Annotated in this window: 17 protein-coding genes; 11 read left to right on the top strand and 6 right to left on the bottom strand. The window is 69.7% G+C overall.

What is annotated here, in order from left to right:
* Positions 1-3: 3 nt before the first annotated feature.
* Positions 4-972: a tripartite tricarboxylate transporter substrate binding protein gene (locus QMO14_RS02105; protein WP_301503962.1), complete on the bottom strand. Its 969-nt coding sequence runs from the start codon at positions 970-972 to the stop codon at positions 4-6.
* Positions 973-1,091: 119 nt separating this feature from the next.
* Between QMO14_RS02105 and QMO14_RS02100 the strand changes: the two genes are divergently transcribed.
* Positions 1,092-1,982, top strand: coding sequence for a LysR family transcriptional regulator (locus QMO14_RS02100; RefSeq protein ID WP_301503960.1), 891 nt, complete (start codon positions 1,092-1,094; stop codon positions 1,980-1,982).
* Between the two features lie 421 nt (positions 1,983-2,403).
* On the opposite strand, the gene QMO14_RS02095 is transcribed toward QMO14_RS02100, so the two are convergent.
* Positions 2,404-4,572, bottom strand: a complete 2,169-nt coding sequence (locus QMO14_RS02095; RefSeq protein WP_301503958.1) for a TonB-dependent siderophore receptor — start codon at positions 4,570-4,572, stop codon at positions 2,404-2,406.
* A 252-nt stretch (positions 4,573-4,824) separates the two neighbouring features.
* On the opposite strand from QMO14_RS02095, the gene katG reads away from it, so the two are divergent.
* The gene (gene katG, locus QMO14_RS02090) at positions 4,825-7,023 is read left to right on the top strand and encodes a catalase/peroxidase HPI (protein WP_301503956.1); all 2,199 of its coding nucleotides are present in this window, start codon (positions 4,825-4,827) and stop codon (positions 7,021-7,023) included.
* A gap of 108 nt (positions 7,024-7,131) precedes the next feature.
* On the top strand, positions 7,132-7,524 hold the full coding sequence (locus QMO14_RS02085) for a carboxymuconolactone decarboxylase family protein (RefSeq protein WP_301503954.1): 393 nt from the start codon (positions 7,132-7,134) through the stop codon (positions 7,522-7,524).
* An 18-nt stretch (positions 7,525-7,542) separates the two neighbouring features.
* On the opposite strand, the gene putA is transcribed toward QMO14_RS02085, so the two are convergent.
* Positions 7,543-11,262 (bottom strand): trifunctional transcriptional regulator/proline dehydrogenase/L-glutamate gamma-semialdehyde dehydrogenase, encoded by a 3,720-nt coding sequence (gene putA, locus QMO14_RS02080; RefSeq protein ID WP_301503953.1) that lies wholly within the window; start codon positions 11,260-11,262, stop codon positions 7,543-7,545.
* Positions 11,263-11,480: 218 nt separating this feature from the next.
* Here putA and QMO14_RS02075 point away from each other — a divergent pair, with 218 nt between their 5' ends.
* From QMO14_RS02075 to QMO14_RS02060, 4 genes are read left to right on the top strand one after another with little or no spacing between them, the layout of a single operon-like run.
* Positions 11,481-12,512 carry a hypothetical protein gene (locus tag QMO14_RS02075; protein WP_301503952.1) on the top strand — a complete coding sequence of 344 codons (1,032 nt, stop codon included), beginning with the start codon at positions 11,481-11,483 and terminating at the stop codon, positions 12,510-12,512.
* 60 nt (positions 12,513-12,572) lie between these two features.
* On the top strand, positions 12,573-13,184 hold the full coding sequence (locus QMO14_RS02070; RefSeq protein ID WP_301503951.1) for a helix-turn-helix domain-containing protein: 612 nt from the start codon (positions 12,573-12,575) through the stop codon (positions 13,182-13,184).
* A gap of 2 nt (positions 13,185-13,186) precedes the next feature.
* Complete coding sequence (locus QMO14_RS02065; RefSeq protein WP_301503950.1) at positions 13,187-13,723, top strand: GNAT family N-acetyltransferase; 537 nt, start codon at positions 13,187-13,189, stop codon at positions 13,721-13,723.
* The gene (locus QMO14_RS02060; RefSeq protein ID WP_301503949.1) at positions 13,720-13,932 is read left to right on the top strand and encodes a hypothetical protein; all 213 of its coding nucleotides are present in this window, start codon (positions 13,720-13,722) and stop codon (positions 13,930-13,932) included. Before QMO14_RS02065 ends, QMO14_RS02060 begins: the two co-directional genes overlap by 4 nt.
* 26 nt (positions 13,933-13,958) lie before the next feature.
* Here QMO14_RS02060 and QMO14_RS02055 read toward each other — a convergent pair whose 3' ends face one another.
* The 3 genes from QMO14_RS02055 to QMO14_RS02045 all read right to left on the bottom strand — a co-directional run bounded on the left by QMO14_RS02055 (position 13,959) and on the right by QMO14_RS02045 (position 16,807).
* Positions 13,959-14,609, bottom strand: coding sequence for a CPBP family intramembrane glutamic endopeptidase (locus tag QMO14_RS02055; protein ID WP_301503948.1), 651 nt, complete (start codon positions 14,607-14,609; stop codon positions 13,959-13,961).
* Between the two features lie 81 nt (positions 14,610-14,690).
* The gene (locus QMO14_RS02050) at positions 14,691-15,830 is read right to left on the bottom strand and encodes an NADH:flavin oxidoreductase/NADH oxidase (protein WP_301503947.1); all 1,140 of its coding nucleotides are present in this window, start codon (positions 15,828-15,830) and stop codon (positions 14,691-14,693) included.
* A complete protein-coding gene (locus QMO14_RS02045; RefSeq protein ID WP_301503946.1) occupies positions 15,827-16,807 on the bottom strand; it encodes a DMT family transporter in 981 nt (326 codons plus the stop codon). Before QMO14_RS02045 ends, QMO14_RS02050 begins: the two co-directional genes overlap by 4 nt.
* Positions 16,808-16,947: 140 nt before the next feature.
* Between QMO14_RS02045 and QMO14_RS02040 the strand changes: the two genes are divergently transcribed.
* The 4 genes from QMO14_RS02040 to QMO14_RS02025 all read left to right on the top strand — a co-directional run bounded on the left by QMO14_RS02040 (position 16,948) and on the right by QMO14_RS02025 (position 24,731).
* A complete protein-coding gene (locus tag QMO14_RS02040; RefSeq protein WP_301503945.1) occupies positions 16,948-17,826 on the top strand; it encodes a LysR family transcriptional regulator in 879 nt (292 codons plus the stop codon).
* A 130-nt stretch (positions 17,827-17,956) separates the two neighbouring features.
* Positions 17,957-22,690 carry a CapA family protein gene (locus QMO14_RS02035; RefSeq protein WP_301503944.1) on the top strand — a complete coding sequence of 1,578 codons (4,734 nt, stop codon included), beginning with the start codon at positions 17,957-17,959 and terminating at the stop codon, positions 22,688-22,690.
* Entirely contained in the window at positions 22,687-23,625 is a 939-nt protein-coding gene (locus QMO14_RS02030; protein WP_301503943.1) for a S9 family peptidase, read from the top strand. The genes QMO14_RS02035 and QMO14_RS02030 overlap by 4 nt, the downstream gene beginning before the upstream one ends.
* An 11-nt stretch (positions 23,626-23,636) precedes the next feature.
* Positions 23,637-24,731, top strand: coding sequence for an aldose epimerase family protein (locus QMO14_RS02025; RefSeq protein WP_301503942.1), 1,095 nt, complete (start codon positions 23,637-23,639; stop codon positions 24,729-24,731).
* Positions 24,732-24,734 lie beyond the last annotated feature (3 nt).

The following is a 24,734-nucleotide window of genomic DNA, read 5'->3' as shown; positions in this document are numbered from 1 at the left end:
GGGCTATTCGGGCTGCACGCCGGCGGCCTTGACGACCCGGCCCCAGGCCTGCGTCTGGCTGCGCACGAAATCCTGGAACGCGGCCGGTGTCATGCCGCCGACCGTTGCGCCCTGATCGGCGAAGCGGGCCCGCAACTCGGGCGACTCCAGCGCGCGCTTGACCTCGGCCTGCATCTTCTCGATGACCGGCTGGGGCGTGCCCTTCGGGGCCGCGACGCCGAACCAGTTGGTCGCGGTGAAATCCTTCAGGCCCGCTTCGGCGCTGGTGGGCGTATCGGGAAGCGCGGCGATTCTCTGCGGCGCCGTCACGAGAAGGGCGCGCACCTTCCCACCCTTGACCTGGGCGATCGCGGTGGGCGATGCCGTGACCAGCACGTCGACCTGGCCCGACACCACGCCGAGCAAGGCTTCGCCCGCGCCCTTGTAGGGAACATGCGTCAGAGAGAACTGCGCGTTCTGCTTGAGCAATTCTCCACCGAGGTGCGTCGAGCTTCCCATGCCGCCGGAGCCGAAGGTCAGCTGGCCGGGGCTGCGGCGCGCGGCGTCGATGAGATCCTTGATGGTCTTGTAAGGCGAGCCTGCGCCCACCAGCACGACCAGCGGCGTATCGACGATGTTCGTGACAGGCACCAGGCCGTTCGCGTGGTCCCACGGCAGCTTCCTGAACAGGTGCGGAAGCATGGCGTAGGTGGTGTCGTTGATGAGGAAGGTGTTGCCGTCGGGCGCCGACTTGGCCACCAGGTCGGAGCCGATCGTGCCGCTGGCTCCCGCCTTGTTCTCGACGTAGAAGGTCTTGCCCGTCTGCACCGTGAGTGCCTGCGCGATCTGGCGCGCCGCATAGTCGGTCGTGCCGCCGGGCGGGTAGGGAACGACCAGCTTGACGTTGCGGCTAGGCCAGCTTTCCGTCTGGGCATGGGCAACGGCCGTGCAGAGTGTCAGGGCCGCCAGGAGTGCGGTGGATATGCGTCGCATGGGCTTGTCTCGTTGTCTGGAGCGCCGAAGATAGGCGAGCAGCGGGCTGCGAGACAAATGACAAATTTCGGTCGTTATCATCGATGGCATCGATTCGGGCGACCGGCAGGTTGCGACGCATGGAACTCCGACATCTACGCTACTTCCTGGCGCTGGCCGAGCGCCTCAGCTTCACGCAGGCCGCCGTGCAGCTTCACGTCACCCAGTCGACGCTGTCGCACCAGATCAGCCAACTCGAGAACGAACTGGGCCAGAAGCTGTTCGACCGCAGCGCGAGGCGCGTCACGCTCACCGCCGCGGGTGAGCTCTTCCTGCCGCAGGCGGCGAAGGCGCTCGCCGAGATCGATGTGGGTATCGCGCTGATCGGCGCGCCCGAGAAGGCGTTCGAGGGCACTCTCTCGCTCGGCACGACCATGACGCTGAACATGGGCCTCGTGCCGAAGTGCCTCGCGCTCTTTGCCCACGCGCATCCTTCGGTGCGGCTGGTGGTCGAGGAAAACACCGTGGACAGTCTGATCGCCGACATGCGCGCGGGGCGCCTGGACCTGATCCTCGCGTACAGGCCGCTCGAACTCGAAGGCCTCTTGTTCGAGCCGCTCTATTCGGAAGAAATGGTGGTCGCGGTCAACCAGAAGCATCCGTTCGCCAGGCGCAGGCGTCTTCGCATGGTCGAACTGCATGGACGCGACCTGACCCTGCCGGCGCGCAAGTACACGACCCGCATGCAGATCGACGAGGCACTTCGTGCGGCCGGTGCGCAGCCGCACGTCGTGGTGGAGACATCCTCCATCGCAGGAATGCTCGCGCTGGTGCAGCAGGCGCCCATGGCGACGATCGTTTCGCGCAGCGCCCTGGCAGACCACCTCGGCCTGGTCGCGATCCCGCTGGAGGGCCCTTCGCTGCAGCGCACGCCGGGCCTGCTATGGCCCGAAGGCCAGGTGCACACGCCGACGACCGCCGCGTTCGCGGCCATCGTGCGCCGCGTGGCGAAGTCGATGGAGCAAGCCTGAGGCCGGCCCATGTCCTGCCGCTGCCGCACGAAGGGACACCCGGTGGCGGAAGCCATCAAAAGTTCTTGGGCCAAAGCTATTCGACGGTTCCGAAGAGGCGGTCATCGGGATGGAACGCAAGAGGTTGCCGGTAGAACGGTTTCTCGGGGTAGTAGTTGCGGATGTACCGATACCTTGCGTCGCGGACCACGCGTGACCGGTCGTGCCCGGAGTTCCTGCGGTCGCGGGCCGCGGGCACATACTGGCGTGGTTCGCTGGCGCGCTGCGGGCCGAGGAAGGCCTGGCCTTGCATATGCGGGGGATCGGAACGCAGGCAATGGACAGCATCGTCGGTACGAGGGCGACTCCGCCGACCAGCTCGTCCCGGACCCTGCCCGGCTCGGTGCTTCTGGTCCACGGGCGGCGCCGCCGCGCCGGGCGTTCAGAACTTCGCCTGCAGCCCCGCCACCACCTGCCGGCCCAGGCCGGGCAGCACCGTCAGGTTGTTCCAGGAAGCGACGTAGAAGGTCTTGTTGAACACGTTGTTCACGTCGAGGCTGAGCCGGACGCGTGGATTGATCTGCCAATAGGCGGTCAGGCGCACGGTGGTGTAGGCAGGCAGGCGGTAGGTGTCGGTGGCGTTGCCGGTGCGCTCGCCCACATGCACCAGGCCGCCGCCGATGCCGTAGCGGCCGTCGAGCAGCCTGTCCTCGCGGATGGCGAACAGGCCGCCGCTGACGCGCGGGATGTTGGCCAGCCTGCGCCCGAGCATGGCCGGGTTGTTGTCGCGGGTGACTTCGGTGTCTGTGTAGGCCAGGTTGCCGGCAAGGCGCCAGTGCGCGTCGAGCTGGCCGGCGACGTCGGCCTCGACGCCGCGGCTGCGCGCCTGGCCTGCGGCCACGTTGAAGTTGGCGTTGGTCGGGCTGCGGGTGAGCACGTTGCTCTTGCGGATGTCGAACACCGCCATCGTGGCTGTCAGCCGCTCGTCGGCCGACAGCCATTTGGCGCCGGCTTCCAGCGCGCGGCCCGATTGCGGCGTGAACGCGTTGCCGTTCTCGTCCCCGCCTGAATTGGGCCTGAAGGACTTGCCGGCGCTGGCGTAGAAGGACAGCCGGTCGCTCACGAGGTAGGTGATGCCCACGCGAGGCGAAGTGGCCGAATGGCTCTGGGCGGTGGACTTGCGTGCCAGCAGGTCGTCGTAGTCCTGGCGGAAGCGGTCGAAGCGCACGCCCGCCAGCAGCTTCCATTGCGGCGACAGGTCGATCTGGTCCTGTACGAAGACACCGGTGGCGCGCTGGCTGTCGCGCGTGTTGAACAGGGGCGAGAGCGGTGCCGTGCGGGCCTGGCCGTAGAGCGGTCGATAGATGTCGATCGCATACGGCGCCGTGGCCACGCTCGAATAGTCGCCGTACTGACCCATGAAGAGCCGCCAGGACTCCACGCCCGCCAGCAGCGTGTGGCCGATGCCGCCCGTGCTGAACTTGCCCTCGACTTCGGCCTGCACCGACGTGTCGCGCGACGGCAGGCTGCGCCAGCTGTCCCGGCGATTGAGGGTGCGGCCATCGGCACGCAGCGTGCTGTTGAGGTCGACCGCGTCGCCGAAGTAGCGGGTCTCACGGTAGGACGTGCCGACCCGGGCGCGCCAGCCCGAGCCCAGCTCGCGGTCCACCGTCAGCTGATGGGTGTCGCCCTCGATGTGCATGTTGTCCCGGTCGGGCTCGCCCAGGAAGCGGTCGCGCGGAAGGACGCCGACATTGCCGTTGATCTGGATCACGCCGCGGTCGAGCGGCGCGCGGATGCGAACGAACTCGGCCTCGTACTGCACCACCGTGCGGCTGTCGGGCGTCCAGGTCAGCGCCGGCGCCAGTACCTGCTTGCGGCTGTCGATCAATCCGCTGCGGCTGGCGCCGTCCTCCGCCACCGCGTTGAGCCGGTAGGCAAAGCTGCTGCCCAGCGGACCGGTGGTGTCCAGCGTCGTGCGCCGGAAGCCCAGTGTGCCGACCTCCACGCTGGCGGTGTGTGCGGCGGTGAATTGCGGCTTCTTCGTCACCACGTTGATGGTTCCGCCGGGCTCGCTGCTGCCGTAGAGCGCGGCGGCCGGACCCTTCAGGAATTCGACGCGTTCGACGCTCGCCACATCGCGCTGCGGTCCGTAGCCGCGTCCCGACGGGAAGCCGTTGAGCAGCGAGCCGCCCTCCGTGTTGCTGAAACCCCGGATCGCGAAGTTGTCCCAGGTGCCGCCGAAGTCGTTGAGCCGTGCGATGCCGCTGACGTAGTCGACGGTGTCGCCCAGCCGCGTGGCGCCCAGGTCATCGATCAGTTGGCGTGGCACCACCCGCACCGCCTGCGGCACTTCGATCAGCGGGGTCTCGGTGCGTGTCGCCGCGGTACCGCCGCGGGGGCCGGCATAGCCCGAAGCCGCACCCTCCGACCGCTCCTGGATTTCGATCGTCTTGAGCGTACCTGCGGTGTCGGCATCCGGCGCCTGCTGCGCGAACAGGTCGGTGACAGGGGCGAGCGAGAGCAGGGCGGCAAGAGTCGGCGCGAGAGGAAGATGAGAAGGGGAGGTCGGAAAAATCACGGGAACGTTGCGCTGGAAAGAAGGGCTCATGGCCGGGCAGCAGGAGCCCGGGCGGGGAAGTCGAGACGACGCTACGAATTGTATCGCCGCGTTGATAATGACTCTCATTTGTACGCGCCCCCGAGGCCGCGGCGATCCCGCCAATGCGCTGCGCGTGCGGGCAGTTCAATAGCCATTATCTATTGATTCAATTCGCTCAATCTGATTGATGGATTGGTTTCCCGAACCTAGACTGAGTCGGCTCCACCCCACCGAGCGACCCGACAACCAAAGGAGATCCCCTTGTCCGATGAAGCCAAATGCCCGTTCCCGGGTCATGCAACCACCGGCACCGCACACCGCGCCGTGACGAACACAGACTGGTGGCCCAACCAGCTCAACCTGAAGCTGCTGAACCAGCACTCCGCCAAGTCCAACCCGATGGGGGAGGACTTCGACTACGCCAAGGAGTTCGCGACCCTCGACCTCGACGCCGTCGTCAAGGACCTCCACGCGCTGATGACCGATTCGCAGGACTGGTGGCCCGCCGACTACGGCCACTACGGCCCGCTGTTCATCCGCATGGCCTGGCACTCGGCCGGCACGTACCGCACCTTCGACGGCCGCGGCGGCGGCGGCGCGGGTGCGCAGCGTTTCGCGCCGCTCAACAGTTGGCCGGACAACGGCAACCTCGACAAGGCGCGCCGCCTGCTGTGGCCGATCAAGCAGAAGTACGGCCGCAAGCTCTCGTGGGCCGACCTGATGATCCTCACCGGCAACGTCGCGCTGGAGTCCATGGGCTTCAAGACCTTCGGCTTCGCCGGCGGCCGCCCCGACATCTGGGAGCCGGAAGACGACGTCAACTGGGGCGCCGAGACCAAGTGGCTGGGCGACGAGCGCTACAGCGGCGACCGCGAACTCGCCAACCCGCTGGCCGCCGTGCAGATGGGCCTGATCTACGTGAACCCCGAAGGCCCCAACGGCAACCCCGACCCGCTGAAGTCGGCCCGCGACATCCGCGAGACCTTCGCGCGCATGGCGATGAACGACGAGGAAACCGTGGCGCTCACCGCCGGCGGCCACACCTTCGGCAAGGCGCACGGCGCGGGCGATCCGTCCAAGGTGGGTGCCGAGCCCGAAGGCGCCGGCATCGAGGAGATGGGCCTGGGCTGGCGCAACAGCTTCGAGAGCGGCCTCGGCGTGCACACCACCACAAGCGGCATCGAAGGCGCCTGGACGCCCACGCCCACCAAGTGGGACAACAGCTACTTCGAGACCCTCTTCGGCTACGAATGGGAGCTCACGAAGAGCCCGGCCGGCGCGCACCAGTGGAAGCCCAAGGGCGACACCGGCAACGGCACCGTGCCCGACGCGCACGACCCGTCGCGCCGTCACGCCCCGATGATGACCACGGCCGACATGGCCATGCGCATGGACCCGGCCTACGAGAAGATCTCGCGCCGCTACATGGCCAACCCGCAGGAGTTCGCCGACGCCTTCGCCCGCGCCTGGTTCAAGCTCACGCACCGCGACATGGGCCCGCGCGCCCGCTACCTCGGCAAGCTGGTGCCGAAGGAAGAGCTGATCTGGCAGGACCCGATCCCCGCCGTGGACCACCAGCTGGTCGACGACAAGGACACCGCCGCGCTCAAGGCCAAGGTGCTGGCCTCGGGCCTGGGCGTCGGCGAGCTGGTGCGCACCGCCTGGGCCTCGGCCTCCACCTTCCGCGGCAGCGACAAGCGCGGCGGCGCCAACGGCGCGCGCATCCGCCTCGCGCCGCAGAAGGACTGGGAAGTGAACCAGCCGGCAGAGCTGTCGAAGGTGCTCGCGGTGCTCGAAGGCATCCAGAAGGAGTTCAACGCGGCGCAGTCCGGCGGCAAGAGGATCTCGCTGGCCGACCTGATCGTGCTGGCGGGCAACGCGGGCGTCGAGGCGGCCGCGAAGAAGGCCGGCCAGGACGTGACCGTGCCCTTCTCGCCGGGCCGCATGGACGCTTCGCAGGAACAGACCGACGTCGAATCCTTCGCCGTGCTGGAGCCTCTGGCCGACGGGTTCCGCAACTACCTGCGCAAGGGCAGCAACCCCGCGGCCACCGCCGACCTGCTGATCGACAAGGCGCAGCTGCTGCGGCTGAGCGCGCCCGAGATGACGGTGCTCGTGGGCGGCCTGCGTGTGCTGGGCGCCAACTACGGCCAATCGCCCAACGGTGTCTTCACCAAGCGGCCCGAGACGCTGAGCAACGACTTCTTCGTGAACCTGCTCGACATGCGCACCGCCTGGAAGAAGTCGCCGGCCGACGACAACGTGCTCGAAGGCCGCGACCGTAACGGCGGCGATGTGAAGTGGACCGCCACCACCGCCGACCTGGTGTTCGGCTCCAACTCGCAGCTGCGCGCGATCGCCGAGGTCTACGGCTCCGGCGACGCGCAGCAGGTGTTCGTGCGCGACTTCGTGGCCGCCTGGGCCAAGGTGATGGACCTCGATCGCTTCGACCTGAAGTGATCGGCTGAACACGGCGGCCGGCTGCGGCCGGCCGCCGTGCGCGAGCCGTGCTGCGAAGGCTGTTACCGTCGGCCGGCCTTCGACAACAAACACCAGCAGGAGCCTCGCATGAAACCCCAGCCCATCGAGTACGCGGCAGCTTCGCCCGAAGTGCGCGCGGTCTTCGACGACATCAAGACCACGCGCAACGTGCCCGACGTCAACAACTTCTGGAAGTACCTCGCCAACGACCCCGCCACGCTCAGGCGCACCTGGAGCAGCCTGAAGGAAGTGATGGCGCCCGGCGCGCTCGACCCGGTGGTCAAGGAGATGGTCTACCTTGCCGTGAGCGTCACCAACAGCTGCGGCTACTGCATCGCGAGCCATCACGCCGGCGCCGAGAAGGCCGGCATGACGCCCGCGATGTTCGCCGAGCTCATGGCCGTGGTCGGCATGGCCAACGAGACCAACCGGCTCGTGAACGGCTACCGCGTGCCCATCGATCCCGCGTTCGACAAATAGCAGGCTGCGCAGGCGCGCTCAGCCGATCGTCATCAGGCTCGCGTTGCCGCCCGCCGCCGCGGTGTTGGTGCTGATCGCGCGCTCCACCACCAGGCTTTCGAGCGGAATGCGCGCCTCGCCCGGCGCGAAGCCGCGCACGCCGACGATCGGGCCCGGCCGCGCGGCGATGCGCCGCATCACGTCCGAGAGCCCGTGCGCATCGCCGTGATGCAGCGCGGCATCGAACACCACCGTGTCCGAAGACCAGTCGTTCGCAACCGCCACGCACTGCTGCACCTCGGCCGGCAGCGATGCACGCAGGGCTTGCGCCGCTGCATCGGCGGGCCAGATCGCGCTGCTGCCCACCGCCAGCACGGCCGCGAGCTGCGCCAGCCGGTCCGCTTCCGCATCGGCCAGGCACAGCACCGCCTCGCGCGGCTCCAGCCTGTAGACATTGCGCTCGCCGGTCGGCCCGGCCAGCGTGCGCGAGCTGCCGGAGCGCGATTGCGCCGCGAAAAGCGCGCATTGCGCCGAGAGCGCGGGCCGCCCGGTGGCATCGGCCCACCGGGCCAGCGCCGACAGCGCCGGGTGCGAAGCCGGCGCGGCACCGGCCACAGCGCGTGCCATCGCATCGTCCGGCCGTGCCGACAGCATGCGCAGCATGTACAGCGGTCCACCCGCCTTCGGCCCCGTGCCCGACAGGCCCTCGCCGCCGAAGGGCTGCACGCCCACCACGGCGCCCACGATGTTGCGGTTCACGTAGACGTTGCCGGCCTTTGCGTTCTCCACCACTTGCGCGATGGTCTCGTCGATGCGCGTGTGCACGCCCAGCGTCAGCCCGTAGCCGGTGCCGTTGATCTGCCCGACCAGCGCACCGAGGTCGCGGCGGCGGTAGCGCACGAGGTGCAGCACCGGGCCGAACACTTCGCGCTGCAGCTCGCCGATGCTGTCGAGCTCGATCAGCGTGGGTGTCACGAAGGTGCCGTGGCGTGTGTCGTCGCCGTGCTCGCGGGCCTGCCGGAAGACCGCGTGGCCGCGCGAGCGCATCGCCTCGACGTGGCGCTCGATGCCGTCGCGAGCCTCGGCGTCGATCACCGGGCCGACGTCCACCGCGAGCCGCGCGGGGTTGCCGATGGCGGCCTCGGCCATCGCGCCCTTGAGCATCGCGACCACGCGCTCGGCCGCCTCTTCCTGCACGCAGAGCACGCGCAGGGCGGAGCAGCGCTGGCCGGCGCTGTCGAAGGCGGAGGCCATCACGTCGGCCACCACCTGCTCCACCAGCGCGGAGGAGTCGACGATCATCGCGTTCTGCCCGCCGGTCTCGGCGATGAGCGGTACCGGTGCGCCGTGCGCGCCCAGGCGCTGCGACAGCGTCTTCTGCAGGATGCGCGCGACCTCGGTGGAGCCGGTGAACATCACGCCCTGCACGCGCGCATCGGCCACCAACGCGGCGCCCACCGTCTCGCCGCGGCCGGGCAGCAGCTGCACCGCCGCGCGGGGAATGCCGGCGTCCCACAGCACGCGCACCGCCTCTGCCGCAACCAGCGGTGTCTGCTCGGCCGGCTTGGCCAGCACCGGGTTGCCGGCCGCGAGCGCGGCCGCCACCTGGCCGGTGAAGATCGCCAGCGGAAAGTTCCACGGGCTGATGCAGGCCATGGGGCCGAGCGCGCGGTGCGTGTCGTTGGAGAAATCGCCGCGCGCCTGCGCCGCGTAGTAGCGCAGGAAGTCCACCGCCTCGCGCACTTCAGCGATGGCGTTGGCGTACGTCTTTCCGGCCTCGCGCGTCAGCAGCCCGAGCAGGCGGGGCATGCCCTGTTCGAGCCTGTCGGCGGCGCGTTCGAGCAGCGTGGCGCGTTCGGCGGGCGGCGTGGCGGCCCATGCCGGCGCAAAGGCGTGGGCTCGCGCGATGGCCGATTCGACATCGGCGAGCGTGGCTTCCTGCACCTGTCCGACGATGTCGCGATGGTCCGCAGGGTTCGGCACCTCGGCAGCTTCGCCATCGGCGGGCGCGGCTTCTGCGAGCATCGGCGCGGCGCGCCATTGCTCGCCCGCGCTCTCGCGCAACGCATGGCCCAGCGCGCGCAGGCTGTCGTCGCTCGCGAGGTCGAGGCCGCGCGAGTTGGCGCGCTGCATTCCGTAGAGCGCCGCCGGCAGCGGGATGGCCGGGTGTGGCAGGCCTGCGGTGCCTTCCTGCGCCGCCATGCGCTCCACCGTGTCCACCGGGTCTTCCACCAGCACGTCGAGCGGGATGCTCGGGTCGGCGATGCGGTTCACGAAGGAGGTGTTCGCGCCGTTCTCCAGCAGCCGGCGCACGAGGTACGCCAGCAGCGTCTCGTGCGTGCCCACCGGCGCGTAGATGCGGCACGGCCGTGCGAGCGGCCCCACCACCTGCTCGTAAAGCGGCTCGCCCATGCCGTGCAGGCACTGGAACTCGTACTGCCCCGGCCTGTAGCGCGAGGGCCCGGCCATCGTGTAGATGGCGGCGAGCGTGTGCGCGTTGTGCGTGGCGAACTGCGGGTACACGGCCTCGGGCGCGTCGAGCAGCTTGCGCGCGCAGGCGAGGTACGACACGTCGGTGTAGGCCTTGCGCGTGTAGACCGGGTAGCCGTCGAGGCCGTCGAGCTGCGCGCGCTTGATCTCGCTGTCCCAGTAGGCCCCCTTCACCAGCCGCACCATCAGCCGGTGGCCGCTGCGGCGCGCGAGGTCGATCACGAAATCGATCACGAAGGGGCAGCGCTTCTGGTAAGCCTGCACCACGAAGCCGATGCCGTTCCAGCCCGCGAGCCCGGGCTCGAAGCACAAGCGCTCCAGCAGGTCGAGAGAGAGCTCCAGCCGGTCGGCTTCCTCCGCGTCGATGTTCAGCCCGATGTCGTACTGCCGCGCCAGCAGCGCGAGTTCGCGCAGCACCGGGTACAGCTCGGCCATCACGCGCGAATGCTGCGCGCGGCTGTAGCGCGGGTGCAGCGCCGACAGCTTGATGGAAATGCCCGGGCCCTCGTACACCCCGCGCCCCGCCGACGCCTTGCCGATCGCATGGATGGCCCGCTCGTACGCGACGCGGTAGCGCTTCGCATCCTCCATGGTCAGCGCCGCCTCGCCGAGCATGTCGTACGAATAGCGGAAGCCCCGCGCCTCCAACTCGCGCGCGTTGGCCAGCGCCTGCCCGATGGTCTCGCCGGTGACGAACTGCTCGCCCATCATCCGCATCGCCATGTCCACGCCCTTGCGGATCAGGGGCTCGCCGCCCTTGCCGATCAGCCGCGTGAGCACGGTCGACAGGCTGGCCTCGCTGTGGGTCGCCACCAGCTTGCCGGTGAGCAGCAGGCCCCAGGTCGCGGCGTTGACGAACACCGAGGGGCTGCGGCCCGCGTGCGACTGCCACTGGCCGTGCGCGATCTTGTCGCGGATCAGCGCGTCTCGCGTGCCCGCATCGGGAATGCGCAGCAGCGCCTCGGCCAGGCACATCAGTGCCACGCCTTCCTGCGACGACAGCGCGTATTCCTGAAGGAGCCCTTGCACGAGGCCGGCGCGGCCGCCCGAGCTTTTCCGCTCGCGCAGCTGCCGGGCGATGCGGTAGGCGAGTTCCTGTGCCTCTTCCGCCTGGCCTTCGGGCAGCCGGGCCTGCGCGAGCAGGGGCGGCAGTGCATGCGGTTCGGGGCGGCGGCAGGCCGCGGTGATGCGGGCGCGCAGCGGCGAAGGGTCGGACGGCAGTCCGTCGGCGAAGGCCGCGAATAAAGAGGGCAGGGGGTCGGGGTTCATGGCGGTCCGTGGTTGGATTTGTTGGATGATCCGCGCCCTGTCGCCGAATTTGTGTTCGAAGAGAAGCGCTCCGGCAGAGCAAATCGCTATGCAAGGCACCGGACAAGTCAGCTCCGCTGAATATGGCGGGCAGAGAATCCGCTTTCATTCCGTTCCATCCGGGGAGTCGCACGAACATGCTCAGCTGCAGATGGTTCTTTCTCTTGGCGCTCGCTGCCATGTGCGTCGCATCATGGCCGGTGCATGCGGCGACGGCCGATGCCTCCACCTGCCTGAATTCGGCCGCTGCCGATTGCTTCCGCAGCTTCACGCCGCCGGGGGCCGGCGGCGCGCTGCATTACTACTCGTCGCTCGATCCAGATGCTCCCGCCGGGCCGACCCGCGCGCTCATCGCCATGCACGGCCATTCGCGCGATGCCAACAAGACATTCGAAGCCGCGCTGCGCACCCTTCGCAACGCCAATGCGCTCGGCGACACGCTGGTGATCGCGCCGCTCTTCCAGGTCGCGGCCGACAAGGCGGTGGCCGGCCGCTGCAACACAGTGGGAGTGCCTGTCGCGCAACCCGGAGACCTGCTGTGGACCTGCGGCTCCTGGCTCGAAGGCGCGCGCTCGGCCTCGGGCAACCGCGTCGGGTCCTTCGCCGTGATGGACGCGCTGGTGGCCGACATCGCGCAGCGCTGGCCCAGCCTGCGCACCATCACCGTCGCGGGCTTCTCGGCCGGCGGGCAATTCGTGCAGCGCTACGTCGCCTTCACGCAGCATGACGGCAAGCCGGCCATGCGCTACGTGGTCGCCGACCCGAGCACGTGGCTCTACTTCGACCCGGTGCGCCCGCGGTTCTCGGCCGACGGCGCTTCCGTGACCGGCTTCGCCGTGCCCGATGCAGCAGCATGTCCGCAGATGAACCGCTGGAAATACGGCACCGACAACCTGCCCGCCTGGCTCGGCCGCACCGCAGCACAAGCACGCCAGCAGTACGCGCAGGCCGACATCAGCTATCTGGAAGGCGCGCTCGACAGCAACGACGCCAAGGGCACCGCGTACCGCGTGCTCGACAAGTCCTGTGCTGCTCTTGCGCAAGGCTCGTTCCGCATGCAGCGCGGCCTGGCCTATGCGGAATACGACCGCAAGCTGCTTGCGCCGGACAAGCGCCGTGAGGTCGTGGTGGTGCCGGGCTGCGCGCACGATGTGGCCTGCGTGTTTCCCTCCGAGGCCGCGCGCGCTGCGCTGGTCGGGCCTTCACGCTGACCGGAGGAGCCTGCCGGCGGGCTTGACGCGATTTCCTTTATGATGGATATTTCATCCAATATGAAGGAAATAAGGGAATCGGCCGAGACGGAAACCCCGTCCGGCCTCAACGACCGCATCGCCCAGCGCGTGCGCGACCTGCGCGCGGCAAGGGGCCTCTCGCTCGATGCGCTCGCCACGCACTGCGGCGTGAGCCGCTCGATGATCTCGCTCATCGAGCGCGGCGAAAGCAGCCCCACCGCCGTGGTGCTCGAAAAGCTCGCGACCGGCCTCGGCGTGTCGCTGGCTTCGCTGTTCGAGGCGCCGGCGCCGGCTGCCGATCCGGTCTCGCGGCTGGCCGACCAGCTGCAGTGGCGCGATCCGCACTCCGGCTACCTGCGCAGAAACGTGTCGCCCAGCGGCTTCGCGTCGCCGATCCAGATCGTCGAGGTGGAGTTTCCGCCCGGCGCGCGTGTGGCTTACGAGACCTCGGCGCGCGAGCCACTCATCCACCAGCAGGTGTGGTTGCTCGATGGAGTCATCGAACTCACGGTGGGCGACGAGCAGCACCGGCTCGCCACCGGCGACTGCCTGGCGATGGTGCTCGACCGCCCGACCAGCTATCACAACCCCTCGCGCAAGAGCACCCGCTACGCCGTGGTGATCGCGACCGCCCCTTCTTCCTGGAGATGAGCATGACGACCGTTTCCGCCGGCACCGCCCCGGCCATCCGCCTGCTGGACACCATTTCCGAAGCGCAGCTGCACGACCTTTCCGCCGTGCTGGCCGATTGCGTCGATGGCGGCGCCTCGGTGAGCTTCATGCACCCGCTGAGCGAGGAGTGCGCGCAGGCCTTCTGGCGCAACGTGGCCGCCGGCGTGGACAGCGGCGAACGCGCGCTGCTGGTGGCGGAGGACGAGGAAGGCATCCTCGGCACGGTGCAGGTGGTGCTCGCGCAGCCCGAGAACCAGCCGCACCGCGGCGAGGTCGCCAAGATGCTCGTGCACCGCCGCGCGCGCCGCCGCGGCGTCGGCGGGCTGCTGATGAAGGCGGCCGAACGGGTGGCGCGTGAGCGCGGCAAGACGCTGCTGGTGCTCGACACATCGAGTGCCGACGCCGAGCGGCTGTACGAGCGCTCGGGCTGGGTGCGGGTGGGAACGATCCCCGGCTTCGCGCTGCTGCCGCAGGGCGAGCCTTGCGACACCACCTTCTTCTACCGCGAGCTGAAGTGAAGGCCGGCGCGGAGGGCGCCGAACTGATCGCCTTCGCCGACATCGGCACCTTCGCGTGGTACCTGAAGCAGGTGCCCTATGTCTGCCCCGAATTCGGCGTTGACGCGTGCCGTCCCGCGCTGGAGCACCTGCACCGCCGCATCGAAGGCGGCGAACTGCTTTCGATGCGACAGAAGCTGTTCTGGCTGAGCGCCCTCAGGCCGGCCTGAGGGGCGGCTGCGTGCGGCGGGCCGGTTCAGAGAAAGGGCAGCGTGTCCGCGAGCATGTGCGCGAACACCACCGGCCAGAGCCAGCCGGTACGCAGGTAGAACACGCCGAACACGATGCCGACCACCGCCAGCGACAGCGCGCCGTGCGGCCCCTGGTAGAGGTGGTACAGCACCTGCACCAGCACGCTCACGCCCAGCGCGAAGGAGGCGCCGTGGTGGCGCAGGCCCTTCTGCAGATAGCCCAGCAGGAAGACCTCTTCGTACAGGCCGTTGACTACCGACAGCGCGAGGACCATCGCCATCGAAGGCCGCGCCGCTTCCATCATGCGTTCAATAGGCTGCGTGGCCGCGCCGTCGGCGAGCGGTGAAAGCACGATCACGGAAGCCAGCAGGGCAGCGAGGTACAGCAGCGCCCCCACGCCGCAGCCCTTCAGCGAAGGCGAGGGCATCAGGTCGCGCACCGCATAGCCCCGGCTGCGCAGAATGAGCAGGGCGATCGGGCCAACGAACAGCTCGAAGGCCACGATGCCGAAGAGCGAGGCGTCGTCGAATGAAGCGTCGCGGAAGCCGGCGCTCACCGACCACAGCGAGCCGATGATGAACCAGCCGAAGCACAGTGCCACGATGCCCAGTGCTTCCAGGGGCGTGGCGGTCGGCGAAGAGGAGGGCTGCTTCATGCGCGTCGGATGGAGTCGGTGAACGCGCACATGCCGGCTGGCATGTAACGCCGGCCGGCATGTTAAGGGCAACGGGGCGGCCTACCGCGCGCCGAAGGCCGCGTTCTCGAACAGATCCTTGAACTCGCGCGGCTGCGAGCGCCAGTACTGGTGGGGCGCCTTCACCCGCGCGCCCAGCTCGGCGGCCGCATGCCACGGCCAGCGCGGGTCATAGAGGATCGCGCGCGCCAGCGACACCGCATCGGCCTGGCCGTTGGCGATGATGGCTTCGGCGTGCGCGGGTTCGGTGATGAGCCCCACCGCGATGGTCGGCAGCCCGACCTCGGCCTTGATGCGTTGCGCGAACGGCACCTGGTAGCCAGCGCCCAGCGTGATCGACTGCTGCGGCGACACGCCGCCGCTGGACACATGGATGGCCGCGCAGCCCCGTGCCTGGAGCGCTTGCGAGAAGGCGACGGTGCTGTCCAGGTCCCAGCCGCCGGGCACCCAGTCGCTGGCCGACACGCGCACCCACACCGGCCGGTCGGCGGGGAATACCTCGCGCACCGCGTCGAAGATTTCGAGCGGAAAGCGCAATCGGTTCTCCAGGCTGCCGCCGTATTCGTCCTCGCGGTGGTTGGCGATGGGCGAGAGGAACTGGTGCAGCAGGTAGCCGTGCGCCGCATGGATCTCGATGCCGTCGATGCCCAGTCGCGCAGCGCGGCGGGCCGAGGCCACGAAGGCCTCGCGAACGCGGGCCAGCCCGGCGGCATCGAGCGCGATCGGCGGATCTTCGCCGGGGGCGTGTGGCACGGCCGAAGGCGCCCAGGCCTTCCAGCCGCCGGGTTCGCCGGGGCGGATCTGCCTGCCGCCTTCCCACGGCGCGCGGCTCGAAGCCTTGCGCCCCGCGTGGCCGAGCTGGATGGCGACCTTGACCGGCGAATGCGCGCGCATCGCGTGGAGCACCCTCGCCAGCCCTTCTTCGTTGGCATCGGAGTACAGCCCGAGGTCGCCGGGCGAGATGCGCCCTTCGGCCTCCACCGCCGTCGCCTCGATGATCAGCAGCCCCGCGCCGGAGAGCGCCAGATGGCCCAGATGGATCAGGTGCCAGTCGCCCGGCGTGCCTTCGGTGGCGGAGTACTGGCACATCGGCGCGATGACGATGCGGTTGTCGATCCGGAGGGGGCCGAGCCGAAGAGGCTCGAAAAGATGGCTTCGGGGGCTGCTGTCGCTGATGCTCATGAGGGTGTGGCTCCACAGGTCCGGTAATTCTGCTGTGGAGGCGCGATCGGTGCAGCCGCTGCGGCGGAAGCCTTGCGGCTCGATGCGGTATGGATCAGCAGCGCGGCGATCACCATCGCCATGCCGGCGGCCTCGCCCACCGTGGGCAGCCTGCCCAGCGCCGCGCTCATCAGCAGCGCCGACACCGGCACGAAGTTGAGGAACGCCGTGCCCGTGACGGCACCGAGCGCACGCACGCCGTAGTTGAAAGCCAGCACCGAGATGGCTGAAGGCACCACGCCCACGAAAAGCAGCGCATGCCACGACAGGCGCAGGCCCTCCGCGCTCGGCACCGCGGACCAGCCCAGCAGCGAAGCGCCGACGGCCGCCGCCAGCAGCACGGGCCACGAGGCCAGCACCGTGAGCGCGGTGTACTCGATCACGTCGAGTTCCGGAAAGCGCGTGGTGCCGCGCGTGTACCAGACCCAGCCCAGCGTGCCGCCGAAAGCGATCGCGTCGCCGAGGAGCGTGCTCGATCCGCTCGCCGATCCTGCGCCCCCGAGGAGCAGCCCCGAGACCGTCGCCACGCCCAGCAGCGCCAGCGCGCTGGTCAGCAGGGTGGTTCGCGATGGGCGCACGCCGTCGAGCACCCAGCGCACGAGCTGCGTGGTCATGGGTGTGGTGGCGATGATGACCGCGCCATGCGAAGGCACCGAATGCGCCAGCCCCACCAGCAGCATGACGCTGAACACGCCGAAGCCCGCGGCGCCGCGCAGCGCGAGCGGTCCCGCATGCTGGCGCAGCTTGCGCCATGGGGCGGCGCCGCGCGGCAGAACCAGCAGCACGAAGAGCAGCGCCGACAGCGTGTAGCGGATCAGCGTGAACCACACGGGTTCGACATGGTGGAGCACGCCCTTGCTCACGAGGAACAGGGAGCCCCACCCGGAGGTGGCGAGCAGCAGCGCGGCGGTGCCGGCGATGCGTTGGCGACGGGACATGGGAAACCAGCCTTTTCTTGCGATGAATCGATGTCCCGAGAATCGGCGCCGAAAGCCGGAATTTCCATTCGCATCTTTGGACAGGGGGCTCCAAAAAAGCGAACGGACGCATCCGGCGCCGGCGCTCACAATCGGCAGCCATGGAGCTCTACCAACTCAAGACCTTCGTCGCCATCGCCCGCGAGGGCAGCCTGACGCGTGCCGCCGAGCGCGTGTTCACCAGCGCGCCGGCAGTCAGCGCCCAGCTCAAGGCGCTGGAGGACGAACTCGGCGTGAAGCTCTTCGAGCGCACGCCTCGCGGCATGTCGCTCACCGAGGCGGGTGTGAGCCTGCTCGACGAGGCCGAGCGTACGTTGGCTTCCGCGATGCGCATGCGCTCGGCGGCCGACCAGCTGCGCGGGGCGGCGCAGGGCGTGGTGCGTTTCGGCACGGTGGTCGATCCGGTCGCGCTGCGGCTGGGCGAGGTGCTGGTGAAGCTGGCGCAGCGGCATCCGCAGGTGGCGCTGCAGCTGAGGCAGGGGCTGTCGTACGAGACGCTTTCGGCCGTGCAGCGCGGCGACCTCGACTGCGCCTACGTGCTCAGCGATGGCGAGCACATCGAGGGGCTGGAGCTGCGCCGCCTCGGCGCGGTCGACCTTGTGGTGGCGCTGCCGCCGCCCGTGGCCGAAGCCAACCCGGAACTGTCGCTCGACGAGGTCACCAGCCTGCCATGGGTGGGCACGCCGCCTTCATGCATCCTGCGGGTGCATCTCGAGAAACTCTTCGCGGGCGCGGGCCGCGAATACCGCCAGGGCCGCACGGCCGATGGCGAGAGCGCGATTCGCAGCATGGTTGCGAGCGGCATGGGCGCGGGACTGATGCGCCTCGACCAGGCGGAGCAAGGCGAGCGCAACGGCGAACTCGCAATTTGGCAGGGATGGCGTTCGCACACATGGCTGTGCTGGGTCGCGCCGGCTGGCGCGCGCAGGCCCGTTGCGGTCGAGGCGGTGAGAGAAGCAGTGATGGAGGCCTGGGCCTGAGGCCGCGTTCGTCCGAGCGCGGGTTGCTCGGCAAGACGAGCGACGGTCAGCCACCGGTCAGGCTGCGCGCAAATCCCATGGATCGACGGGATGGCGGGCCGTGCCGTGGCCTGTCATCATTCGCGGCTGCATGAATCACGACCCGAAGAATCCACTTGCAGATCTGTTGACCCGCGCCAGGCAGGCCCTGGCGGACCCGGCGGGCGTGCTGCCCTCCGCGGCACCGGCCACCGCCGAGGCGGGTTGCGTGGTCTTCTTCGCCATCGGCGAGGACAACAGCCGGGCCCGCGTGGCCTCGGGCCGGGGCGCCGACATCGACGCCGCATGGCGCGCCGCAGCCGACGCCATCACCACGCAGGCCAGGCGCGGCGCGCAGCCGCCGCGGCGACTGCGCGCCGAGGTCGTCGACAAGGTCGTGCCCATGAGCTGGGGCGAGCTGAAGACAAGGTTGGCGCAGACCAAGCGCAACTACTTCAACGAGGGCATCGCCTTCGACGCGCGCTTCGAGTTCGCCTTGCTAGCGCAGGAAATGCACGGCAGCGCGGTGCTCTACAACGGCGACGTGGACCACGCCGAGCCCAACACCGGCAACCTGCGGCTGCACACCAAGCGGCGCTTCGGCCGCGAGCTCGACTTTCCTTCGGACGACGCGGCGCCGGTGTGGTGCTTCACCACGCGAGCCGTGTACGTCGATGCCAATGGCGCGTGGCCCATCACCGCCGAGGGGCAGGCCGCGGGCTTTCGCGAACTGGGCGACTGGAACGCGCGGCAGGTGCATGCGCTGATCGACGACGCGGGCAACTACCTCGCCGCGCAGGTCAAGCCCACAGGCGAGTTCCACTACGGCTGGTTTCCCTGTTTCGACCGCACCATTCCCACCTACAACACGCTGCGCCACGCGAGCTCGACCTACGCGATGCTCGAAGCGTGGGAGCTCACGCGCAACGACACGCTCAAGGCCGCCATCGACCGCTCGCTGGCCTTCCTCGCCGGCACGCTGATCCGCCCGGCCAACCTGCCCGACGGCACGCGCGCGGCCTACCTGCTGGACATCGGCAGCGAGATCAAGCTCGGCGGCAATGCCGTGTGCCTGCTCGCGCTGGTCAAGTACACCGAGCTCACCGGCGACGAGCAATACCTGCCGCTGCTGGAGCAGCTCGCGCTCGGCATCCGCCACATGCAGGACCCGGAGACCGGCAGCTTCGTGCACGTGCTCAATGCGCCCGCGCTCGACGTGAAGGACAGGTTCCGGGTCATCTACTACGACGGCGAGGCCGCCTTCGGGCTGATGCGCCTGTACGGCCTCACGCGCGACGCGCGCTGGCTCGCGGTGGTCGAGAAAGCCTTCGAGCACTTCATTGCCGCCGAGCACTGGCGCGCGCACGACCACTGGCTGAGCTACTGCGTCAACGAGCTCACGCGCTACAGGCCCGAGCTGCGCTACTACAGGTTCGGACTGCAGAACGTGGCGGGCTATCTCGACTTCGTGCTGGAGCGCATCACCACCTTCCCCACGCTGCTCGAACTGATGATGGCCGCGCGCGACATGGTGCTGCGGCTGGAGGCCGACCCCGAGCTGCGCCCGCTGCTGGCCGGGCTCGACCGCGACAGGTTCGACCGCGCGCTCGAATACCGCGCGCGCTACCTCGCCAACGGCCACTTCTGGCCCGAGCTGGCGATGTTCTTCCGCAACCCGGCGCGCATCGCCGGATCGTTCTTCATCAAGCACCACAGCTTTCGCGTGCGCATCGACGACGTGGAGCACTACCTCTCGGGCTACGTGGCGTACCACCGCATGCTGAAGGCGGTTGATGCCGCCGGCAGCGCCACCGGCACCGTCGCATGGGGCGGCGACGTGAACCTCTCGCGCCGCCAGCACTACCGGCTGAAGGACCTCGGCGGCGCGCAGCGGATGCTCGGCGACATCGCCGCACTGCGCGAAGCCGACCTGGGCATCGTGAACCTCGAATGCGTGGTCGCCACCATCGGCGAGCAGGGCGTGGACAAGGGCGAGGCCGGCCCGTACTACTACCGCGCCCGGCCCGAGATGCTCGCGGTGCTGACCGAGGCCGGCATCGGCATGGTCGCCACCGCCAACAACCACAGCGGCGACTACGGCCCGGAAGCGCTGATGGAGCAGCACGCCTTGCTGCAGGTCGCGGGCATCGCGCAGGCCGGCACCGGCCGCACCCTGGAGGCCGCGCTGCGCCCGGCGTTCCGCCGCGCGGGCGGCGTGCGCGTGGCGCTTTTCTCCCTCGACGCCACGCAGCCGCGCTTTGCCGCCAGCGCCGAGCGCGCGGGCGCCGCGTGGCTGCCGCTCGAGGACCCCGCCGCCTGGACCGCCACGCTCGCGCCGCGCATCGAGGCCGCGCGCCGCGAGGCCGACGTGGTGCTGGTGGCGGTGCACTGGGGCGCCAACCTCGAGACCGAACCCACGCAGGCCGAGATCGCCGTCGGTCATGCGATCGTCGATGCCGGTGCGGACGCGGTGCTCGGCACTTCGGCGCACGTGCTGCAGGGCATCGAAACCTACAAGGGCAGGCCGATCCTGCACGACGCCGGCGACCTGCTGTTCGATTCGGTGCGCAACGACTTCGCCGACTCCGGCGTCTTCACGCTGAAGCTGAGCCCGCGCGGTGCGGAGGAGGTGATGTTCACGCCCGTGGGCGTGGGCTTCGGCTTCTCGCGGCAGCTCGAAGGCGACGAGGCACGCGCCCTGAGCGAGCGCTTCGCCGCGCAGTGCCTTGCGCTCGGCACGCAAATGAGCCAGTTGCCGGACGGGCGTTGCTCGGTGCGCCTGTCGCCGCCCGAGCGGCCCGCGTTCCATGCGGACCCGGACAGTGCCGGCACGCCGGCCTTCCAGCCTGCCCGTGCCATTGCGGCCCTGCCCGCGCCTCGGCCCGAGTGGCTGGTGGATGCGGTGCCCGAAGAAGCGCGCATCGCGCCGCTGCAGTTCGGCCCGTTGCGCCTGGTCGGGCTGCGCTGCGTGCCGCGGCAGATCGTCGGGCGGCGCATGCTGTGGGTCGAATCGTTCTGGAGCGCCGACGCACCCGTCGCCGCCGACCTGCGCCTGCACTTCCGCGCGCTGCCGATGCGCAGCACCCGCATGCCGGCGTGGGGCGAGGGCATGGACCACGACCCCTGCGACTGGATGTGGCCCACCAGCCGCTGGGAGCCGGGGCGCATCTACCGCGACCGCTATGGCCTGCGGCCGCCGCGCGCGGGGCTGCTCGAAAGCGACGTGCTGCAGATCGAAGTGGGCGTGCGCGGCGACTGGCCCGGGCTGCCGCCCGCGCGGCGCCTCGCGCTGTGGTGCGGGCTGCGCGTGCCGGAGATGCCCACGCCGTTGCCGCAGCGCCCCGCGCCCGTGCTCGCGGCTGACCGCCCCGGCGCCGGCCGCGAGCCGGTCTGGACGGCCGAACAGCTGCGACAGGCAACAGGCGGCCGGTGGCTCGTGGAGCCGCCGCCGGGCTGGTTCGCCAGCTCGGTGGTGCGCGGACCGGTGCACATGGGGCTTCTGCCGAAGCCTTCGCTCTTCATCGCGTCCGACTTCCGCACGCTGGCCGTGCACGAGAGCTACAGCAAGCCGCGCGCCGAAAACTGGGACCGGCATCTCGAACTGCCCCGGCTGCATTCCGCACTGGCCGGCGCCGTGGTCGCGCGGCCGGTCGAAGGGCTCGACGCGGCCTTCCCGTTGCTGCAGGTGGACGACCCCATCGCCGCGATGATCGCCATGGGCCGCGCCGCGCGCGAGCGCTACAGGGGCATGCTGGTGGGCGTTACCGGTACGGTCGGCAAGTCGTCCACCATCGCGATGCTGCGCGACCTGCTGCCCGAGCGCGCGCGGGTGCACACCACCATCGACAACTACAACTCGCGCGTCGGCGTGCCGGCCATGCTCGCGAACCTCGGGCCCGATGTGGACGTGTGCATCCTGGAGATGGCGCAGAGCGGCCTGTGGATGGACCGCGGCCCGATCTCGCTGATGGCCCGTCCGCATGTTGCCATCGTCACCGAGATCGGCCTGTCGCAGACCAGGCAGGCATCGACGCTGGAGCTTACGGCGGCCTACAAGTCGCGCATCTTCCTCGGGCTGGAGCCCGGCGGCGTGGCCGTCGTGCCCGACCATATTCCCTGCCTGCGCCAGGTGGTGGACGCCGCCGCGCTCACGGCCGGCGCGATCTGGGTGGTGGGCAGCGGCCCCGACGCCAACGTGCGCATGCTCGACGCACGGCCGGAGCCCGGCGGCGGCTGCCGTGTGCGCGTCGCGGTGCCGGGGCGCACCTTCGAATATGTCTTCCCGGTCGAGAGCGCGGGGCTGGTGCGCAATTCACTGCTCGCGTTCGCGGCGCTGCTGGCCATGGGTTTCGACGGCGAGGCCGCCTGCGCGCGCATGCCGCATGTTCGCCTGCCGGCCTCGGTGATGCAGGTGCGCGCGCTGCGCACGCAGGCCGGCGTGCAGGCCACGCTCGTCGACGACAGCTGGAACGCCGAAGTCATGTCGATGCGCAACGCCATGGAGTTCGTGCGCACCTGGCAGCGCGCCGACAGCGGCCCGGTGCTGCGCAAGATCGGCGTGCTGGGGCGCATCGTCAACCTCGGCAAGGATGCCGAGGCCATGCATCGCAGCCTGGCCGCGCCGCTGCTGGCATCGGGCATCCAGCACCTGGTGACGCACGGCGACGAGATGCGCTGGCTGCGCGAGGAGGTACCGGGTGAACTGCTCGGCCCGCATTTCGACGACGCCGCGCAGCTCGCGGGCTACCTGGGGGGCGTGCTGCGCAATGGCGACCTCGTGCTGGTGAAGGGCGATCGCGTCGGCTCCGACTTCGGCAGCATTCCGGAACTCCTGCAAAGGCTATGACCCTGCTGCATACGCTTCGAAGACTGCGCTTCGTGCTGCTGCTCGTGGCGCTGGCGCAGACCGCCTGCGCCCAGCGCACCGGACCCGACGTGCCGCGCGTCTTCGCCGCCGGCGCCGACGAGGTGCTGTACTGGAACCAGCCCGCCGACCGCGCGCGCTGCCCCGACCGCAAGGGCTTCCTGTGGGTGCAGGCCGCGGAGGGGCCGTCGTGCATCCGCTATTTCGCGAGCGACGACATCGACGGCGCGCGCATCGCCATCGTGCAGTTCTCGGGCGACCGCGACGGCGTGATGGACCAGGCGCCCACGCGCATTCCCGGCAACACCGAAGAGCTGCGCACGCTCGACGCGCAGCGCAGCCGCGACCGCGCGGGCGTGCCGTGGATCTTCGTGGCGCGGCCCGGCACGTACGGCTCCTCGGGCGATCACCGCAAGCGCCGCCAGCTCGTCGAGTTCCATGCGCTCGATGCCGCGCTCGACGCCCTCATGCAGCGCCACCGGCTGCAGCGCATCGTCATCGTGGGCCACAGCGGCGGCGCCACCGCGGGTGCGGCGCTGCTCACGCTGGGACGCACCCGCGTGGCCTGTGCCGTGCTCACCTCGGGTGCCTACGGGCTGCTGGAGCGCGCGCGCATGCTGGGCCGCTCGAAAGACGGCCGCACCGACACCACCGGCAGCACGGAGTTCTACGACCCGCTCGACCATGTGGGCGGCATCGTGCGCGACCCGGCGCGGCGCATCGTGCTGATCGGCAACCGCGAAGACAGGAACACGCCCTACGCGCTGCAGGAGCGCTTCGCCGATGCCGTCGCCAAGGCCGGCCACCGCATCGAGTTGCGCACCCACGCGGCCGAGCCCCCCGACTTCCACGACCTCAAGGACCGCATCGCGCTGCACACCGCCTCGCAGTGCGCGCGCGAGGCACTCTTTCCCTGATCACCGTACACATGAGCAATCGAGAACAGAAAAGCAGCGTCGCCTCGCGCGAATACGGCCGCATGCCCGACGGCCGCACGGTCACCGAATACACGCTCGACAACGGCCGGGGGCTGAGCCTGAGCGCCATCAACATCGGCGGCATCGTCACCGCGCTGCGCGTGCCCGACCGGCATGGGCGCAGCGGCAGCGTGGTGCTGGGCCTGCCGTCGCTGGCCGACTACCTGGGACCGCATCCGCACCTCGGAACCATCGTCGGCCGCTATGCGAACCGCATCGCGGGCGGGCGCTTCACGCTCGATGGCAAGACGCATCAGTTGGGCCTGAACAACGCCCCGAACTCCCTGCACGGCGGCGCGACGGGCTTCGGCAAGCGCTACTGGGAGATCGTGCCCCTTTCGGCGGCACAGGCAGGAGGCGACGCCATCGCCATCGAACTGAGCTACACCAGCGCCGACGGCGAGGAGGGCTACCCGGGCGAAGTGCGGCTCACGCTGCGCTACACGCTGAGCACCAGGGCGAACACATGGCGCATCGACTACAGCGCCGTCGCCGACAGTCCCACCGTGCTGAACCTGAGCCACCACGACTACTTCAACCTCGCGGGCAGCGGCTCGGTGATGGATCACCGCCTGATGCTCGCCGCGAGCCGCTACTGCCCGGTCGATGCGACGCTGATTCCGCTGGGGACAGCCGACGTCGGCGGAACCCCCTTCGACTTCCGCACCGCGACCCGCATCGGCGAGCGCATCCGCGAAGGCCACGAGCAGCTGATGCGGGCCCATGGCTACGACCACAACTGGGTGCTGGACCGTGCCCACGCCGAACAGGGCCTCGCGCTCGCGGCACGGCTGGAACATGAGGATTCCGGCCGCGTGATGGAAGTGCACACCAGCGAGCCCGGCGTGCAGTTCTATTCGGGCAACTTTCTCGACGGCAGCCTCTTCGGCAGCGCGGGCGCGAGCATCAGGCAGGGGGACGGGCTGTGCCTGGAGACGCAGCATTTCCCCGATTCGCCGAACCAGCCGGAGTTTCCGTCGACGGTGCTGCGGCCGGGGGAGCGCTTCCACAGCGCGACAGAGCACCGGTTCAGCCTGCTGGGCTGAGGT

It is taken from the genome of Variovorax sp. CAN15 (genome assembly GCF_030462475.1).
Classification (GTDB): Bacteria; Pseudomonadota; Gammaproteobacteria; order Burkholderiales; family Burkholderiaceae_C; genus Variovorax.
Note: the sequence above shows the minus strand (reverse complement) of the source record. Positions and strands in the feature narration are given on the sequence as shown.

What these genes read in the sequence shown, in the direction of transcription:
- QMO14_RS02105 (WP_301503962.1), bottom strand. Translation starts at nt 972, where the DNA reads ATGCGACGCATATCCACCGCACTCCTGGCGGCCCTGACACTCTGCACG.
- QMO14_RS02100 (WP_301503960.1), top strand. Translation starts at nt 1,092, where the DNA reads ATGGAACTCCGACATCTACGCTACTTCCTGGCGCTGGCCGAGCGCCTC.
- QMO14_RS02095 (WP_301503958.1), bottom strand. Translation starts at nt 4,572, where the DNA reads ATGAGCCCTTCTTTCCAGCGCAACGTTCCCGTGATTTTTCCGACCTCC.
- QMO14_RS02085 (WP_301503954.1), top strand. Translation starts at nt 7,132, where the DNA reads ATGAAACCCCAGCCCATCGAGTACGCGGCAGCTTCGCCCGAAGTGCGC.
- putA (WP_301503953.1), bottom strand. Translation starts at nt 11,262, where the DNA reads ATGAACCCCGACCCCCTGCCCTCTTTATTCGCGGCCTTCGCCGACGGA.
- QMO14_RS02075 (WP_301503952.1), top strand. Translation starts at nt 11,481, where the DNA reads ATGTGCGTCGCATCATGGCCGGTGCATGCGGCGACGGCCGATGCCTCC.
- QMO14_RS02070 (WP_301503951.1), top strand. Translation starts at nt 12,573, where the DNA reads ATGAAGGAAATAAGGGAATCGGCCGAGACGGAAACCCCGTCCGGCCTC.
- QMO14_RS02065 (WP_301503950.1), top strand. Translation starts at nt 13,187, where the DNA reads ATGACGACCGTTTCCGCCGGCACCGCCCCGGCCATCCGCCTGCTGGAC.
- QMO14_RS02055 (WP_301503948.1), bottom strand. Translation starts at nt 14,609, where the DNA reads ATGAAGCAGCCCTCCTCTTCGCCGACCGCCACGCCCCTGGAAGCACTG.
- QMO14_RS02050 (WP_301503947.1), bottom strand. Translation starts at nt 15,830, where the DNA reads ATGAGCATCAGCGACAGCAGCCCCCGAAGCCATCTTTTCGAGCCTCTT.
- QMO14_RS02045 (WP_301503946.1), bottom strand. Translation starts at nt 16,807, where the DNA reads ATGTCCCGTCGCCAACGCATCGCCGGCACCGCCGCGCTGCTGCTCGCC.
- QMO14_RS02040 (WP_301503945.1), top strand. Translation starts at nt 16,948, where the DNA reads ATGGAGCTCTACCAACTCAAGACCTTCGTCGCCATCGCCCGCGAGGGC.
- QMO14_RS02035 (WP_301503944.1), top strand. Translation starts at nt 17,957, where the DNA reads ATGAATCACGACCCGAAGAATCCACTTGCAGATCTGTTGACCCGCGCC.
- QMO14_RS02030 (WP_301503943.1), top strand. Translation starts at nt 22,687, where the DNA reads ATGACCCTGCTGCATACGCTTCGAAGACTGCGCTTCGTGCTGCTGCTC.
- QMO14_RS02025 (WP_301503942.1), top strand. Translation starts at nt 23,637, where the DNA reads ATGAGCAATCGAGAACAGAAAAGCAGCGTCGCCTCGCGCGAATACGGC.